12 protein-coding genes are annotated in these 17,814 nt (G+C 45.8%); 7 read left to right on the forward strand and 5 right to left on the reverse strand.

Annotation, left to right across the window (positions count from 1 at the left end):
• Positions 1-25: 25 nt before the first annotated feature.
• From glnL to xth, 3 genes are read left to right on the forward strand one after another with little or no spacing between them, the layout of a single operon-like run.
• Positions 26-1,147 (forward strand): nitrogen regulation protein NR(II), encoded by a 1,122-nt coding sequence (gene glnL / locus FD973_RS03990; protein WP_371816879.1) that lies wholly within the window; start codon positions 26-28, stop codon positions 1,145-1,147.
• Positions 1,144-2,595, forward strand: a complete 1,452-nt coding sequence (ntrC, locus tag FD973_RS03995) for a nitrogen regulation protein NR(I) (RefSeq protein WP_215324333.1) — start codon at positions 1,144-1,146, stop codon at positions 2,593-2,595. The genes glnL and ntrC overlap by 4 nt, the downstream gene beginning before the upstream one ends.
• On the forward strand, positions 2,588-3,436 hold the full coding sequence (xth, locus tag FD973_RS04000; protein ID WP_215324334.1) for an exodeoxyribonuclease III: 849 nt from the start codon (positions 2,588-2,590) through the stop codon (positions 3,434-3,436). The genes ntrC and xth overlap by 8 nt, the downstream gene beginning before the upstream one ends.
• On the opposite strand, the gene FD973_RS04005 is transcribed toward xth, so the two are convergent.
• Genes FD973_RS04005 through FD973_RS04020 form a run of 4 tightly spaced genes read right to left on the reverse strand, consistent with a single transcriptional unit; the run spans position 3,433 to position 9,697 of the window.
• Positions 3,433-5,568 carry a M3 family metallopeptidase gene (locus FD973_RS04005; RefSeq protein ID WP_215324335.1) on the reverse strand — a complete coding sequence of 712 codons (2,136 nt, stop codon included), beginning with the start codon at positions 5,566-5,568 and terminating at the stop codon, positions 3,433-3,435. The two genes, xth and FD973_RS04005, sit on opposite strands and share 4 nt — an antisense overlap.
• Positions 5,569-5,621: 53 nt before the next feature.
• The gene (folD, locus tag FD973_RS04010) at positions 5,622-6,476 is read right to left on the reverse strand and encodes a bifunctional methylenetetrahydrofolate dehydrogenase/methenyltetrahydrofolate cyclohydrolase FolD (RefSeq protein WP_215324336.1); all 855 of its coding nucleotides are present in this window, start codon (positions 6,474-6,476) and stop codon (positions 5,622-5,624) included.
• 15 nt (positions 6,477-6,491) lie between these two features.
• Positions 6,492-7,139, reverse strand: coding sequence for a response regulator transcription factor (locus FD973_RS04015; RefSeq protein ID WP_215324337.1), 648 nt, complete (start codon positions 7,137-7,139; stop codon positions 6,492-6,494).
• A gap of 35 nt (positions 7,140-7,174) precedes the next feature.
• Positions 7,175-9,697: a PAS domain S-box protein gene (locus FD973_RS04020; protein WP_215324338.1), complete on the reverse strand. Its 2,523-nt coding sequence runs from the start codon at positions 9,695-9,697 to the stop codon at positions 7,175-7,177.
• Between the two features lie 205 nt (positions 9,698-9,902).
• Between FD973_RS04020 and aceE the strand changes: the two genes are divergently transcribed.
• From aceE to lpdA, 3 genes are read left to right on the forward strand one after another with little or no spacing between them, the layout of a single operon-like run.
• Complete coding sequence (aceE, locus tag FD973_RS04025; protein ID WP_215324705.1) at positions 9,903-12,599, forward strand: pyruvate dehydrogenase (acetyl-transferring), homodimeric type; 2,697 nt, start codon at positions 9,903-9,905, stop codon at positions 12,597-12,599.
• 15 nt (positions 12,600-12,614) lie between these two features.
• On the forward strand, positions 12,615-14,240 hold the full coding sequence (gene aceF, locus FD973_RS04030) for a dihydrolipoyllysine-residue acetyltransferase (RefSeq protein WP_215324339.1): 1,626 nt from the start codon (positions 12,615-12,617) through the stop codon (positions 14,238-14,240).
• Between the two features lie 9 nt (positions 14,241-14,249).
• Complete coding sequence (gene lpdA / locus FD973_RS04035) at positions 14,250-16,037, forward strand: dihydrolipoyl dehydrogenase (protein ID WP_215324340.1); 1,788 nt, start codon at positions 14,250-14,252, stop codon at positions 16,035-16,037.
• A 126-nt stretch (positions 16,038-16,163) separates the two neighbouring features.
• Here lpdA and FD973_RS04040 read toward each other — a convergent pair whose 3' ends face one another.
• Complete coding sequence (locus FD973_RS04040) at positions 16,164-16,718, reverse strand: phasin family protein (RefSeq protein ID WP_215324341.1); 555 nt, start codon at positions 16,716-16,718, stop codon at positions 16,164-16,166.
• A 197-nt stretch (positions 16,719-16,915) separates the two neighbouring features.
• On the opposite strand from FD973_RS04040, the gene FD973_RS04045 reads away from it, so the two are divergent.
• Complete coding sequence (locus FD973_RS04045; protein ID WP_215324342.1) at positions 16,916-17,803, forward strand: DMT family transporter; 888 nt, start codon at positions 16,916-16,918, stop codon at positions 17,801-17,803.
• Positions 17,804-17,814 lie beyond the last annotated feature (11 nt).

The raw sequence follows: 17,814 nt of genomic DNA on the forward strand, positions 1-17,814 counted from the left end.
CGAAGGAGAGAACTTGAGCGCAGGTCTGTTGCGCAATTCGTTCAAGGGAGCAGCTTCGGCTGCTCCTTTTTTTCCGACATTGCTTGATCAGATGCCGAATGCCATCGTGGTATTTACGGCTGAGAACCAACAATTGGTATATGTGAATCCCGCTGCTGAGTCAGCCCTCGATCTTTCACGTAAATCACTTGAAGGTCAATCTGTGCACAATTTATTTGGCGATAACGAAGCATTAAATTCCATGATTTCCGAAGTGAGGCTAGGGCATGTATCAGCTCAACGTCAAGAAATGATGTTGCACTCGATGCCTAGCAGCATTCATCAAGAAATCATTCCGGCGCATGTGGTTGTCGCTGCGTTGGAAGACCCCACGCTGATCATGATGGAGTGGTTTCCAATCGATCAACAGCTGCGTAGCGAGCGCGATGAACGCGTGACTCAGCAAGTTGAGGCAAATAAACAGTTGATGCGCAACTTAGCGCATGAGATTAAAAATCCATTAGGCGGTATACGTGGAGCGGCGCAATTACTCGAATTTGAGTTGCCCGAAAAAGGTTTGCGTGAATATACGCAAGTCATTATTAAAGAATCTGATCGTTTACAAACGTTGGTGGATCGTCTCTTGGCGCCACATCGTAAAGCCCATGTGATGGAATCTTTTAATGTGCATGAGGCCTTAGAGCGTGTTCGCAGCTTGGTGCTGGCCGAGTTTCCAAAAGGTCTGCGCATTATTCGAAATTACGACACGAGCTTGCCAGATTTATTGGGTGATCGTGAGCAACTGATTCAGGCAACTCTGAATATTGTTCACAACGCCGCCCAAGCGCTGAGCGAAGAAATTCGCACTGGAGTAGCGCAAATAGAATTAAAAACTCGAGTAGCACGTTCGGTTACTATCGCAAAGCATCGCTATAAATTAGCCTTGGATTTGCATGTGATTGATAACGGCCCAGGCATACCACAAGAGATTATCGAGCGCATTTTCTTTCCCTTGGTGTCGGGTCGAGAGGGTGGTAGCGGACTTGGTCTGACGTTAGCGCAAACCTTTGTTCAGCAGCATCAGGGCTTTATCACTTGTAATAGCCGTCCTGGGCGCACTGATTTTCATATTCAAATTCCATATCGTAGGCAGGAGAAAGCATCATGAAACCAGTTTGGATCGTAGATGACGATCAATCTATTCGTTGGGTCCTTGAAAAAGCTCTATCGCGTGAAAATATTCCGCATAAGAGTTTTTCTAATCCCAACGATGTGCTCAATGCCCTAGAAAAAGAGACGCCTCAGGTGTTGATCTCCGATATTCGCATGCCACGCGGTAATGGCTTGGATTTATTGCAACATGTGAAGGCTAGTCATCCGCATTTACCAGTCATCATCATGACTGCCTATTCGGATTTAGATTCTGCTGTTTCCTCGTTTCAAGGTGGCGCTTTTGAATATCTTACAAAACCATTTGATGTAGAAAAGGCGGTTGAGCTGATTCATCGCGCTGTGGAGCAGGGCACCCGAGATAATTCTGGTGCCAAGGAATTAACTGCTTGGAGACAAGATGCGACCGAGATTATTGGTCAAGCGCCAGCGATGCAAGAAATTTTCCGTGCAATAGGACGTTTGGCTCAATCTAATGCCACCGTCTTGATCACTGGTGAATCCGGTACCGGAAAAGAGTTGGTTGCTCACGCATTACATAAACATAGCCCTAGCGCCAAGGGTCCATTTGTATCGCTGAGTACTTCCGCAGTACCTAAAGATTTATTGGAATCCGAGTTGTTTGGTCATGAGCGGGGCGCCTTCCCTGGTGCTCAGACTCTACGCCGTGGTCGTCTAGAACAAGCTGATGGCGGTACTTTATTTTTGGGTGAGGTTGGAGACCTGCCATTTGACCTTCAAACTCGCTTATTGCGCGTATTGTCTGATGGGCATTTTTATCGCATTGGCGGTCAAGATCCTATTAAGGCAAATGTTCGCATCATTGCATCAACTCATCAAAATTTAGAGGCAAGAGTAGTGGCTGGGCTTTTCCGTGAAGACTTATTGCATCGCCTAAATGTGATTCGTTTGCGTATGCCTTCTTTGCGCGAACGTACAGAAGACATTCCGATGTTGGCAAGGCACTTTATGCTGAGCTGTGCTAAATCCCTGGGCGTACAACCTAAAAAACTCTCAGATGAAGTGCTGAAAGAAATTAGTGCGATGCCATTTCCAGGAAACGTACGTCAACTAGAAAACTTATGTCATTGGCTAACAGTAATGACATCAGCAAATGTGATTGGAGTGAGCGATCTTCCTGCTGATATCGTAGCCCAGGCTAATGAGCAGCCAATTGCACTTCAAAGTGAGTCCGCGCCCAGTAATCCTAATCTTGCAAAAGCAGCCTCAGGTGACTGGGAGAGTGGTTTAGGGCGCCTCGCTGTGAAGATGCTGCAGGATGGCGAAAAGGAAGTATTTGATGCTCTTACTGCTCGCTTTGAAAAAGCGGTATTGCAAGCTGCTTTAGAGGTGACTCGTGGTAGGAGAGTTGAAGCTGCGCAGCGATTAGGTATTGGCCGCAATACGATCACGAGAAAGTTGCAAGAATTGGGAATCGATGACTGATTCAGTTCGAATAGCAGCGTGGAATGTGAACTCCCTGAAGGTTCGCCTTCCACAAGTATTGCGTTGGTTGCAGGATCAAGAAAAAAAGCAGCAAGCTATTGATGCGCTTTGTTTGCAAGAGCTGAAGCTGACCGATGACAAGTATCCCCACAAAGAGCTGGAGGATGCTGGTTATTTGAGTCTGGCTGCAGGGCAAAAAACCTATAACGGTGTTGCAATTATTCTGCGTAAAGCTGCATTGGCGCCCATTTCATCGGACATTGAGACTGCTTTCCTGAAGCCAGTCAGAAATATTCCGGATCATGCTGATGAGCAGCAGCGTATCCTTGCGGCTACAGTCTGTTTTGCTGGTACTCAACCCATGAGATTAGTATCTGCTTATTTCCCTAATGGGCAGTCGCCTGAGAGCGAGAAATTCACTTACAAGCTCAATTGGCTGCAAGCCTTGCAAACCTGGCTGAGCGAAGAGCTTCAGCAAAACTCACGTCTAGCTTTGCTTGGTGATTTCAATATTGCGCCTGCCGATGAAGATGTTCATGACCCTAAGGCTTGGGAAGGTCAGAATCTAGTGTCACCACCAGAGCGTGCCGCATTTCAGGATTTACTTAAACTTGGATTGCATGATTCATTCAGAATGTTTGAACAGTCACCCAAAACCTTCAGTTGGTGGGATTACCGCATGATGGGCTTTAGAAGGAATGCCGGTTTGCGCATCGATCACATATTGTTGAGTGAAGCGCTTAAAGCGAAATGCGAAGCTAGTATCGTTGATAAAGAACCAAGAGCTTGGGAGCAGCCGTCAGACCATGCCCCCGTAATAGCAACCATTAAAAAAACCTAAGCCTGCTGCGCTAAGCCCCCATGCCTTAGCAAGGCATCGATACTCGGTTCTCTACCTCTAAACGCTTTAAAAGATTCAGCAGCAGGGCGACTGCCGCCCACTTCCAGAATTTCTTGTCGATAACGAGCGCCCGTTTTTTCATCCAGAACACTGCCAGTAAGTTTGGCGGCCTCTTCAAAGGCAGAGTAAACGTCAGCTGACAGTACTTCCGCCCATTTATAACTGTAATATCCCGCTGCATAGCCGCCGGCAAATATATGGCTAAATGTATTGATCCAACGGGAAATCTCTGGTTGAGAGATTACGTTAAATTGGTTGGCAATCTCTCTAGAGAGTTCTAGCACTGCTCGGCTTTCTGTACTTTGCGCATCAAATGTAGAGTGCAAACGCCAATCGGTTAATGACATCACAATTTGACGCAGGGTCATGTAGCCATTTTGGAAATTCTTGGCGGCTAACATTTTTTCAAAAAGTTCGCGGGGTAAAGGTTTACCTGTCTCGGCATGAGAGGTCATTTTTTCTAAAACCTCCCACTCCCAACAGAAGTTTTCCATAAATTGACTTGGTAGCTCAACTGCATCCCACTCAACACCATTGATGCCAGAGACTCCTAGGGCGCTAACTTGAGTTAAGAGATGATGCAGACCATGACCGCTCTCATGGAAAAGGGTAATCACATCATCATGGGTAATGGTGGGTTGACGCAATACACCGTCCACCTTTACAGGGGGTGCAAAGTTGCAGACTAAGTAAGCTACCGGTATTTGGATCTCTCCATTGGGCAATATCCTGCGTCCACGTGCATCATCCATCCATGCGCCACCTCGTTTACCAGGTCGAGCGTAGGGGTCTAAATAAAAATACGCCACGATATTGCCTTGAGTATTCTTGACTGAGAACGATTGCACATCCGTATGCCAAGTAGGGAGATCAGCAGCTTCAATCTTGACGCCAAACAGGGTTTGGATTACTTGAAAAAGTCCATCTAATGCTTTGGGCAGAGGAAAATATTGCTTAAGCTCGTTCTCTGAAAATGAATAACGTTCTTGCTTTAATCTTTCTGAGGCAAAGGCAATATCCCAGGGTTCCAGCCCATCGGAAATACCGAGCTTCGTTTTTGCAAAATCACTCAATTCTTGCCAATCTTTGAGTGCAAATGGTTTTGCCTTCTGTGCAAAGTTGGTTAAGAATGAGTCCACCTCCTCAACGCTATTTGCCATCTTTGGCGCCAAACTTAGTGCGGCATAATTTTTGAAGCCGAGCATACGAGCCTCTTCATCTCGTAATCTTAATTGCTCAAGCATATTGAGAGTGTTATCCCACTCTAACTTACCATTGGCGTATTGAGGTGCTAGTTCTGAAGCTCGTGTAACGTATGCTTCATACATGAGACGTCTTAGCGCACGATTTTCAGAGTACTGCATGACTGGGTAGTAGGAGGGGAAGTGTAGCGTGAATGCCCAGCCCTGCAGGTTCTTTTGCGCAGCGGTGTCAGCAGCTGCAGTAATTGCATCTTCAGGCAATCCAACTAATTCAGCCTTGTTTGTAATAAGGTGCACAAAACTATCGGTGGCATCTAAGACATGATCGGAAAACGCTTTACCTAATATCGCTTGTTCGTCTTGAATTTGAGCAAAGCGGGGCTTATCAGCATCGCTAAGTTCGGCGCCACCCAAACGAAAATCTCGCAAAGAATTTTCAATCACTTTTTTCTGTGCTGGACTTAGTTTCTCAAAGACAGGTGCTTTACTTAATTCTTTGAATTTTTTGTAAAGATCTAAATTCTGTCCAAGACTAGAGAAGAAGGCGGTAACTTTGGGCAACATTTCTCCATAAGCTGCACGTAGTTCTGGCGTATCGGCAACACTATTGAGATGGGAGATCACTCCCCAAGATCTTCCCAATGCCTCGGTAGCATCTTCAAGAGGTTCTGCTAAAGCATTCCAGGTTGGCGCAGTATCCGAATTTACTGCCACATCAACAGCTTCTTGTGCGCGTTTGAGTAAATACTCAATTGCAGGGGCAATGTGTTCGGGCTTAACTTTTGAATAGCTGGCAATGCCTCGACCAAAAGTTAGTAGAGGATTATTTTGTAAATCAGAAGGAAGGGTATTGGAAGAGGATGTAGTCATCCCTCTAGCTTAACGGACTGGGAACTATTTTGCTAAAAGTCCCAGCCAATCCCTTAGAGCTTGACCGCTTTTTCAGCTGCTTCCAAGGTGTTCATGAGGAGCATAGTGATAGTCATCGGGCCAACTCCACCTGGAACTGGGGTGATCCAGCCTGCAACATATTTGGCCGTATCGAAGTCGACATCTCCGCAAAGCTTGCCATCGGGTAGGCGATTGATGCCTACGTCAATTACTACAGCGCCATTCTTGACCATATCGCCGGAAATCATCTTTGGTTTGCCTGTAGCTACCACCAAAATATCGGCATCTTTAGTATGGTGAGCTAAGTCACGGGTTTTGCTATTACAAATAGTCACGGTTGCACCAGCTTGCAATAAAAGCATTGCCATTGGCTTACCTACGATATTAGAGGCGCCCACAATGACAGCGCGAGCCCCGCGAATGGGGTAGTCAATGCTTTCGAGGATTTTCATGCAACCATAAGGCGTGCAAGGTTTGAACTCGGGTTGCCCAACCATGAGCGCGCCAGCATTGGCAACATGAAAGCCATCAACATCTTTTTCTGGAGCAATTGCCTCGAGAACACGCTCTGAAGCAATGTGTTCTGGTAGCGGAAGTTGTACCAAGATTCCGTGTATAGCTGGGTCCGCATTAAGGGTGGCGATGCGAGCAAGCAACTCTTCTTCGCCAAGTTCAGCAGAGTAACGCTCTAAGACAGAATGAAAGCCAACGTCTTCGCAAGCCTTCACTTTATTGCGCACATAGACTTGGCTGGCTGGATTATCTCCGACCACAATGACTGCCAATCCTGGTCTAGTGCCTTTAGCGGTAACAATGGCCCCGCGTGCGGCAATCTCAGTGCGTAGTTTTTTAGAAAGGGCGTTTCCGTCTAATAATTGAGCAGGCATTGATCAACCCAGTGATTAATTAGGCTGTGGGTCAGACAAAGCTAGGCGAAGCAGATCGGCAACTGTATTGACATTGAGCTTCTCCATGATATTGGCACGATGTGCTTCAACAGTCTTAATAGAGATACCGAGGTCATCGGCAATTTGTTTGTTTAAGCGACCAGCAACAATGCGCTCCAATACTTGGCGTTCGCGTCCTGTTAGCTTGCTCAGTAAACCTTGGGTAATTTTTCGTTGGCTAGCTTGAGAGTAAACAACACGAGCTTTGGCAAGCATGCGATCAACCAAGCCGCAAAGATCATTCTCTTTAAAGGGTTTCTCAATAAAATCGATTGCGCCACGCTTCATTGTGGAGACTGCCATGGAGACGTCACCATGACCGGTGATAAAGGCAACAGGCATTGGCAGATTTTCACTGGTGAGGCGCTCTTGTAGCTCAAGGCCAGACATGCCAGGCATCCGAACATCCAAAATAGCGCAAGAGATGGTGGATTTATCTGTGCTTTGTAGAGATTGTAAAAAACGTTCAGCGCTTGCATGGCAACGCACTACATAGCCATTGCTCTCAAGGAGCCAGGTAAGCGAATCTCTTACCGCTTCATCGTCATCCACAACATAGACAACTTCGGCTTGATTTGGTTTTGTAGTAGCACTTAAGTTCATATCGGTTCTCGCGAGGTCAAACTATCAATTCGGTGTTAAACATTATCCTTAGATTCTGGGGATTCTAAGGGTAGGAGTATTGTAAAGGTGCAGCCTGCCAGCTTGGTCTGTTCTGAGTCCGTGACGTTTGTGGCCCAAAGTCTGCCATGGTGGGACTCAATAATAGAACGGCAAATATTGAGTCCCATGCCCATACCATCGGATTTTGTACTAAAAAACGGCTCAAACATGTGTTCCAGCACGTTTTCAGGGATGCCACCACCGGCATCAGTAACCTGGATTCTGAGCATCGCTGGGAAGATACTGGTTTCTAAATCCGCGCTAATTTTTACAGCGGGAGCTGACCAGCGGGAGGAAAGGGGGTACGCCTCGCGAACGCTATCAAGAGCATTCTTCAGGAGATTCACTACCACCTGCAGGATTAGAACCGGATCTAGATTGACTACTGGTAGATTTTCCGCAATCTGAGAAGTGATGCTTAAGCGATGCCGATGTGCCTCAATTTCAACCAAGCCAACTGCGTCGTTAATGATTTCTGAAATGCAAGATGCCTTACGTTGTGGCTCGCTGCGTTTCACAAAACCCCGTATACGTTGAATGATGGTGCCAGCTCGATGAGCCTGTTCAGAGGCTTTTTCTAGTGCGGGCAAAATTTCTTTAGTTAGTGTTGGATCTAGATTGCCGTCTAAACGCTTAGCAACACCCATGCAGTAATTGGATATGGCGGAGAGTGGTTGATTTAATTCGTGAGCTAGTGAAGATGCCATTTCACCCATGGTGGTAAGGCGACTAGTAAACTGCATGCGCTCTTGTTGCTGCTGCGCTAATTCATCTGCTTCTTTGCGGGTGGTGATATCCGTAGCAATTAAAAGCTGCGCGAGATGTCCATCTACCCATGGAATAAAGCGACGTCTTACTTCAAACCATTGATTGCTGCCGTCACTCAGTTGCACTTCTTCAGACTCAGATTCTTGATACAAAAAGTGTGTTGGAATTCCAGGGGGAGAATCTTCTAGGTCCTCTGCAATATCTCGCATCGTGGTATTACTTGCATCGTTACCAGCCAATTGGAAGTGACCTTTTGAGTCATCACCAAAGCGCTCACGATAGAAACGATTAGCAAACAACAGAGCATTTGTTTCCAAAGAGACAACCGATACTGCTGCGTCTAGACTTTCTAAAACGGTTGTAAAGCGTTCTTGAGATGCTGCCAACTCTTCACGAATCTTTTTTGGCTCAGAAATATCAATTAATGAAGTAACCCAGCCAGTCTGCTTTCCTTTTTCATTGATGAGTGGGGCAATAAAGGTGCGGGTTTGGATTAGAGTGCCATCTCTTTTGACGATCACGCCTTCAATACCGACCTTCATGCTGCCTGAGATATCAGCTCGTAGCGCACGATTCATTTTTTCAACGAGCTCATCCCTTCTGCTATCAGGCCAGAATGGGAATGGCGGCGTGAGACCCATTAACTCGTCAGCGGTCCAGCCCGTCATTTCGCAAAATGCGCGGTTGACATAGGTAATGCGTTTTTGCATGTCATGAGCTCGAATACCCACAGGAGTGGAATTCTCCATCGCCTTACGGAAGCTAGTTTCGGTACGTAAACTTGCCTCTGCTTCTTGTCGTACTTGCATTTGTTTTAAAACAGACCAAAGGCTCCAAATCACGAAGACGCATAAGCCCATTACAACCCCGATCAACATTCGGAAAGTTAGATTGGTGGGTGGTGGATATGTATCGATACGTAAATTAATATTCGGACTTAAAACACCGATATCCAAACTCGTTTGATTGCTAAATGCTCTCTTAGGGATACCCTTATCAGAGGAAATAGCCAATACTTTTTCGTTATCTGTCAGTAAGGTGAAGCGATAGTGGGACTTAAGCTCACCAGGAATCACATCCAAAATTCCTTGAGTGGTATAGAGCGCAGCTAAGTAACCAATGATTTCACCGCCAACAATATTTGGCACCACTTGCCAAAAAACGATTTTTCTCTCAGCGGAAATGGGTTCGTCAGTTGGTAAATCCAAAAAGATGAACTGACTAAATGCAGCTCGACTCGTTACCCGACTGAGTTCAATGGCCGATAAAAGATTTGCATGAATAAGTTGATTGTTTTGAGATTTACTAACCCAGTCCGTTTTCTCGCTCTCAGCTGGTGCTATCCACTGTCTCCGGTGTTGTGCATCTAGCCAAATGATTCTGACAATCTCATGATTATTGACAACAATATCTTCTGCTTGCTCGCGAGCAATCTGTCTTAGTTTGACCTGATCTTCACTAGCAGCGAGTTCTCGATTAATGGTGGTTAAAGCTTCAAGGTTGTTGAGAAAGCGCGATTGAATGCGTTGCTTGGCAAAAGAGAGTTCTCTAAACAATGCAGCTTCTTGCTGATTTTTTTCTTGAAGATGAAGTGTGCCCAAAATAATGCCCATGACTGCAGTAAATAAAACAATCGCAAGTAATGGGGTGTAAACCAGTCTAAATCCGCGAATTTTGCGGAGCCATCTGAATGGGCTGAGGACTAAGCTAGCAAAAGGCGTGAATTTCATGAATATGATGCATTTTGCCCTATTTGTTTTATTTGAAATCGATTTTGAGGGGGTTTTCTACTTCTTATTTGCAGTGCAATAAAATACCACATTATGAGAAATATTATCATTATGTGGAAAATTGCTTGTTTACACCCATATACCTTCCTAGAATATTGCCTATAGAGTTAATGACAAATTACGCACTATTAATTGGAGACAAATGATGGCAGCAGTTCCAGATCAAATATTAGGCAAACAAAATGCTCAGGATGCCGATCCAGGCGAGACTCAGGAATGGTTACAAGCGCTTGATGGCGTGATTCGTAATGAAGGTCCTGAAAGAGCTGCCTACCTCATCGACCAACAAATTTCTCATGCGCGCGTAAACGGAGTAGTGCAACCGTTCCATGCTGAGACACCTTATATCAATACGATTCCCGTAGAGAATCAAGCGCGACTCCCAGGTGATCAGAATGTTGAACATCGCATTCGTTCATACACTCGCTGGAATGCAATGGCAATGGTGCTTCGTGCCAATAAAGATACCAACGTTGGTGGACACATTTCATCTTTCCAGTCCGCTGCAACTTTATACGATGTTGGCTTCAATCATTTCTGGCATGCACCTTCGCCTGAACATGGTGGCGATTTAATTTTTGTTCAGGGCCATTCAGCACCAGGTGTTTATGCGCGTGCATATATGTTGGGACGTCTTGAAGAGGACCAACTAAATAATTTCCGTCAAGAAGTTGGCGGCAAAGGCATTTCAAGTTATCCACATCCATGGTTGATGCCTGATTTCTGGCAATTCCCTACAGTATCGATGGGTCTTGGCCCGATCATGGCGATCTACCAAGCGCGCTTTATGAAATATTTAACTGACCGTGGCTTTATTCAAGAGCAAGGTCGGAAGGTTTGGGCATTCTTGGGTGACGGTGAAACTGATGAGCCAGAGTCATTGGGCGCGATTGGTATGGCTGGCCGTGAAAAGTTAGATAACTTAATTTTTGTTATCAACTGTAACTTACAGCGCTTGGATGGACCAGTACGCGGTAATGGAAAAATTATTCAAGAATTAGAAAGCGAGTTCCGTGGCGCCGGTTGGAATGTGATCAAAGTTGTTTGGGGTGGTCAGTGGGATGCATTATTTGCTCGAGATAAAAAAGGTATCTTGATGCAGCGCCTAGGGGAAATCGTTGACGGTCAGTATCAGACCATGAAATCTAAGAACGGCGCTTATGTTCGTGAGATTGTTTTCAACACTCCAGAATTAAAAGCCCTAGTGAGTGACTGGAGCGATGATGAAATTTGGCAATTAAACCGTGGCGGTCATGATCCGCATAAGGTGTTTGCTGCATTCCATGCCGCCGTAAATCATAAAGATCAACCAACAGTTATCTTGGCTCACACAATTAAGGGCTACGGTATGGGTGGTTCAGGTGAGGCGATGAATATTGCTCACCAAGCCAAGAAGATGAATGCGGATGACGTTCGTCGATTCCGTGATCGCTTTGAGATTCCTGTAAAAGACGAGCAACTAGATGAAATGCCTTTAGTGAAGTTTGCTGATGGTAGTCCTGAGCTTGAGTATATGAAAGCGCGTCGTAATGAATTAGGTGGCTACTTACCGCAACGTCGCATGAAATCCGAGAGCTTGCCTGTTCCAGCACTGGATGTTTTTGCCCCTTTGCTTGAGGCAACTACAGAAGGTCGTGAGATCTCTACAACCATGGCATTTGTACGCATGCTCAATACAGTAGTGCGTGATAAGGTCATTGGTAAGCGCGTAGTTCCTATTGTTCCTGATGAGTCTCGCACCTTTGGTATGGAAGGTATGTTCCGTCAATTAGGAATCTGGAATCAACTCGGTCAGTTATACACGCCAGAAGATCATGATCAATTGATGTTCTATAAAGAGGACAAGACTGGTCAAATCCTGCAAGAGGGCATTAATGAAGCAGGGGGCATGTGTGATTGGATTGCAGCTGCAACTTCTTACTCTACTCATGGAGTGCCGATGTTGCCTTTCTATATCTTCTATTCCATGTTTGGTTTCCAGCGTATTGGCGACTTAGCTTGGGCAGCAGGAGATATGCGTAGTCGCGGCTTCTTGCTCGGTGGTACGGCAGGAAGAACGACTCTAAATGGCGAAGGTTTGCAACATGAAGATGGACATAGCCATCTTTGGAGCGGCGCAGTTCCTAACTGCATCAGCTACGACCCAACATTCGCCTTTGAATTAGCGGTTGTTGTTCAAGATGGTATGCGTCGCATGTTAGAAGTTCAGGAAGATGTTTATTACTACATCACTTTAATGAATGAAAACTATGCACACCCTGCAATGCCTAAGGGTGCGGAGCAAGACATTATTAAAGGGATGTACAAGCTTAAGTCCGTTGGCGACGATAAGGCAAAACTCCGCGTACAACTATTAGGTTCTGGCACCATCTTCCGCGAAGTGATTGAAGCTGCCGATATTCTCCATAAAGACTGGGGTATTGCTTCTGATTTATGGGGTTGCCCAAGTTTCACTGAGCTTGGTCGTGATTGGACTGCAGTACACCGCAGTAATCTTTTGAACCCAACTGCTACACCGACTCTTTCTCACGTTGAGAAGTGCCTGAAGGACACATCTGGTCCTGTGATTGCTGCAACCGATTACGTGCGTTTATTTGCTGAACAAATTCGTCCGGCTATTCAACATATGGGTCGTCGTTATGAAGTCTTGGGTACCGATGGATTTGGACGCTCCGACACTCGTGAAAAACTCCGCGACTTCTTTGAAGTTGATCGTCGTTGGGTGGTGCTCACAGCATTGAGATCCTTGGTTGATGCCGGTCAGCTTGATCGATCTAAATTGGCTGAAGCAATTCAGAAATACGGGATTGATGCTGCTAAACCAAATCCAATGACGGTTTGATAAGAGAAAAATAATATGAGTCAAATAATAGAAATCAAAGTTCCGGATATTGGTGATTACAAAGACGTTCCAGTCATTGAAGTCTTGGTAAAAGCAGGTGATACCGTTGAAAAAGAGCAATCACTGGTTGTACTTGAATCTGATAAAGCCACAATGGACGTTCCTTCCTCACACTCTGGTGTGGTGAAAGAAGTCAAAGTAAAGGTTGGCGACAATCTCTCTGAGGGATCGGTAGTAATTACTTTAGAAGAGGGGGCGGCAACGGCAGCGCCGGTAGCTAGTTCTTCGCCAGCGCCACCTCAAGCCCAGACCCAAGCTTCTGCACCTGTGGCAGCATCTGCTGGCGGCGCTCCAATAGAAATCAAAGTTCCGGATATTGGTGATTACAAAGACGTCCCTGTCATTGAAGTCTTGGTAAAAGCAGGCGATACCGTAGAAAAAGAGCAATCACTGGTTGTGCTTGAATCTGATAAAGCCACAATGGACGTTCCTTCCTCACACTCTGGTGTGGTGAAAGAAGTCAAAGTAAAGGTTGGCGACAATCTCTCTGAGGGGTCAGTTGTTGTTATTTTGGAAGGTGGCTCTGCTGCAGTAGCAGCCCCTGCGCCCGCTACTGCCCCTGCAACATCAGCAGCTCCAGCAATAAAAACAGTTGAGCCTCCGATTCCTAGGGCGCCAGCACCGCCTCCAATCAGCAATACACCACCTGTAGTAGATGCAGCCGTTAGCCACGCAAGTCCATCGGTGCGAAAGTTCGCGCGTGAACTGGGTGTGACGATTTCTCAAGTCAAGGGCTCTGGACCGAAGGGACGTATTACTCAGGAAGACGTGCAAGCATTTGTGAAAGCAGCAATGAGCGGTGGCGCAGGTAGTCCTGCTGCTGCCCCTAGCGGTGGCAGCTTGGGTGGTCTAAATCTAATTCCATGGCCAAAAGTGGATTTCACAAAGTTTGGTGAAATTGAACGTCAGCCATTAAATCGAATTAAGAAACTCACTGCCGCCAATTTAGGTCGCAACTGGGTCATGATCCCAGCGGTGACCTATCACGAAGATGCTGATATTACTGATCTAGAAGCTTTCCGCGTTCTCACCAATAAAGAGAATGAGAAGAAGGGCATCAAGATTACGATGCTTGCTTTCTTGATGAAAGCCGCAGTAGCTGCGCTGAAGAAGTATCCAGAATTTAATAGCTCCTTAGATGGCGATGATTTGATTTTGAAGAAGTACTTCAATATTGGATTTGCTGCTGATACTCCAACTGGATTAGTGGTGCCAGTTATTAAGGATGCGGATAAGAAGGGCATCTTCGAGTTGGCAAAAGAAACATCTGAACTCGCGGCTCTTGCGCGTGATGGCAAATTAAAGCCCGATCAAATGCAAGGTGCTAGCTTTACGATTTCTTCATTAGGTGGCATCGGTGGAACATATTTTTCACCAATCGTGAATGCGCCTGAAGTTGCGATTTTGGGCGTAAGCAAGGCTGCCATGAAACCTGTTTGGGACGGCAAACAATTCGCGCCTCGCTTGATTTGTCCACTATCCCTCTCTGCGGATCATCGTGTGATTGATGGTGCCTTGGCGACACGATTCAACGTGTATATTGCTCAGCTTTTAGCCGACTTCCGTCGCGCTAGTCTGTAAGGGGGGTCTATGGCTAAGCAAACGATCCTCGTGCCAGATATTGGCGACTACTCTGATGTGCCAGTGATAGAAGTGCTGGTCAAAGTTGGCGATGTAATTGAAAAAGAGCAGCCTTTGTTGGTGCTTGAATCCGATAAAGCAACTATGGAGGTGCCTGCAGATGCTGCTGGTACGGTGACCAATATTGCTATCAAGTTGGGCGATAAAGTGAGTAAAGGCTCTTTGATTCTGGAGATTGAAGCAAGTGCTTCTGCGCCAGCCGCAAAGCCTGCTGCCACTGCTGCACCAGTGGCTGCAGCTCCAACAACCCCCGCTAAGTCATCTCCTGCTCCAGTAGTGGGGCAGTACAGCGGTAAGGTGGATCATGAGTGCGAGATGTTGGTGTTAGGTGCTGGACCTGGTGGATATAGCGCAGCTTTTCGCAGTGCAGATTTGGGAATGAATACCGTTTTAGTGGAACGCTATCCAACCTTAGGTGGCGTTTGCTTAAACGTAGGTTGTATTCCATCAAAGGCGCTTCTGCACACAACTGCAGTTATGGATGAAGTCAAAACGATGGCTAAGCATGGCATCACTTTTGGCGAACCTAAGATTGAGATTGATCAGCTGCGAGGTTATAAAGAATCAGTAATCGCCAAATTAACAGGTGGTCTCGCTGGTATGGCCAAAGCGCGCAAAGTGAAAGTGGTGCGCGGTCTTGGTAAGTTCTTGGATGCGAACCATGTCGAAGTTGAACTCACTAACGGCGCAGGACAGGATCTGACTGGTCAAAAAGAAGTGGTACGTTTTCAGAAGGCCATTATTGCTGCAGGTAGTCAGCCAGTGAAGTTGCCATTCTTGCCAGAAGATCCACGAATTGTGGATAGCACAGGAGCGTTATTGCTCAAGAGTATTCCAAAGCGCATGTTAGTGATTGGTGGCGGCATTATTGGTTTGGAGATGGCTACTGTTTACAGCACACTTGGATCAAGAATTGATATCGCTGAAATGATGGATGGCCTGATGGCTGGTGCTGATCGTGACTTAGAGAAAGTCTGGGAGAAGTTCAATGCCGGACGTTTTGAAAAAGTGATGCTCAAGACTCGAGCTGCCAAGGCAGAAGTAAAGCCAGATGGTATTCAAGTGACCTTTGAAGGTGAGAATGCACCTGCTGAGCCGCAGACTTATGATTTGGTATTGGTGGCGGTAGGCCGCACTCCCAATGGCAAGAAGATAGATGCAGATAAGGCGGGTGTGCAGGTCGATGAGCGCGGCTTCATTCCAGTTGATAAGCAAATGCGCACTAATGTTCCTAATATTTTTGCCATTGGCGATTTGGTGGGGCAACCGATGTTAGCGCACAAAGCGGTTCATGAAGGTCATGTGGCTGCTGAAGCCGCTGCTGGTGAGAAATCCTACTTCGATGCGAAACAAATTCCTTCCGTTGCCTATACTGACCCAGAGGTAGCGTGGGCTGGTTTGACTGAAGAGCAGTGCAAAGCTCAAGGAATCGCATATGAAAAAGGCCTATTCCCATGGGCAGCTAGTGGGCGTGCAATTGCTAATGGTCGTGATGAAGGTTTTACAAAACTGATTTTTGATGCAACTACCCACCGCATTATCGGTGGCGGTATTGTAGGTACTCATGCCGGTGATTTAATTGGTGAAGTGTGCCTTGCAATTGAAATGGGTGCTGATGCAGTAGATATCGGTAAAACGATTCATCCTCATCCAACACTTGGTGAGTCGGTTGGACTAGCAGCGGAAGCGGCACATGGCCACTGCACTGATTTACCACCAGTGAAGAAAAAATCATAAAGAGGGAAGAGAGTAGAGATGCTCTCTGAAATTGGAGTGAAAAGTAAGCGTAAAGAGTAATTAAAAAGCCCCGATAATTCGGGGCTTTTTATTAAGAAGAGCGCGAATGAAATCTAATGCTTCGAATTACTTCTTCTTCGTGGTTTTAGCGACAGTATCAGCAGTCTTTAAAACAGTTTCAGTTGCGCTATTGAGATTGTTTTGTGCAACTTCAACTGCATGCTTAACTGCTTTTTGACTGGTTTCAAATACATTGTTAGCAGAAGCGATTGCTTGTTTCATCGCTTGTACTGCAGCGTCAGATCCTGCGGGCGCATTCTTAGTCCACTCTTCAACCAATGAATTGATTTTCTTTTGACCAGCCTGAAATTCTTTTTCAGCTGATTTAGTAAAGTTATTTTGAGTCTCATGCGCCAACTCATAAAGATGACGGCTGTAAGCCATAATCTTTTCTGCCATCGGCTGAACAGTTTCAGCTTGGTGGGCGAGCAATTGCTGAATATCCTTCACTTCTAGGGCTTTTTTGGCGCTGTTCATGCTGTCACTTAAGCTTTGCTTAGCAATGTGCATATTGAGCTCAACCAATTTTTCAATGCTTTGTAACGCTTGATTAGTTAAACCACTCAAGGTCTCTAGGTTTGCTTTTTGTGCTGCTGCGAGTTGTTCAGGAGTTAAGTTCATTTCAATCTCTTTCCGTTTAGTTTGTCTCGAGTCTGTCATTGGGCATACGTCTAATGTACTACCTTTAGCTTGATTATAGAGTAATTATGTTGCGTTGCAACATAATTACTCTGGTTTCAAGAAACTGGGAGTTCTTTAAAAAGAGCCTAAAATCAGACGTTAAGTTAAAAAATCTCAAGAATTTCAGTAAGTTACCAATGAAGTTAACGCTTGATAAAGCAATCGCGCCCATTTTTGTCCTTATTTGGAGTACAGGTTTTGTGATCGCTCGTTTGGCAATGCCCTATGTAGAGCCAGCCACCTTCTTATTTTGGCGTTTTTCAGGTGTTTTAGTAGCAATGACAGCCCTAAGTCTAGTGTGGAAGATCACTTGGCCTAGCTGGTCTCAAATCAAGCATATCGCCATTGCAGGGATGATGCTCCAGTTTGGCTACTTACTGGGAGTTTGGTTTGCCGTTAGGTTGGGGATGGGAGCTGGCTTGGCAGCCATCATCGTGGGATTACAGCCGATCGTGACTGCTTGGTTTGCTGCTTGGATTTCTGAAAAGGTGACGACACGTCAGTGGATTGGGTTGGGGTTTGGATTTGCAGGGGTTGCCTTGGTAGTAGCTGAAAAGATTGGCTTTGACCATATTCCTGTCGTCAGTTACGTTTTGGCGTTTATTGCGCTACTTTCAATTACGTTTGGCACGCTCTATCAAAAGAAATACTGTCCTGTATTTGATTTAAGAGCTGGTTCCTCTATTCAATTTGGCGTTTCCTCAGTGCTCTGTTTTATTTGCATGTATCTATTTGAGTCGGGTGAAATGGTTTGGAATGCTTCAGTAGTTGGCGCATTGCTATGGGCGATCTTTCCATTATCAATTGGATCAATCAGCTTGTTATTTATGATGATTCGTAAGGGAGCTGCTACTAAAGTGACGAGCTTGCTCTATTTAACACCACCAACGACCGCTTTAATGGCTTGGTTGCTGTTTGATGAGCCATTCACGCTCCTAATGGCGATTGGTCTCTGTTTGACGATGACTGGTGTGATTTTGGTAAATGCGCGTCAAACGAATACGGTTCCAACAATTGCAGAGTAGTTGAGCGTTTT

It is taken from the genome of Polynucleobacter sp. MWH-Braz-FAM2G, assembly GCF_018687635.1.
Taxonomy (GTDB): Bacteria; Pseudomonadota; Gammaproteobacteria; order Burkholderiales; family Burkholderiaceae; genus Polynucleobacter.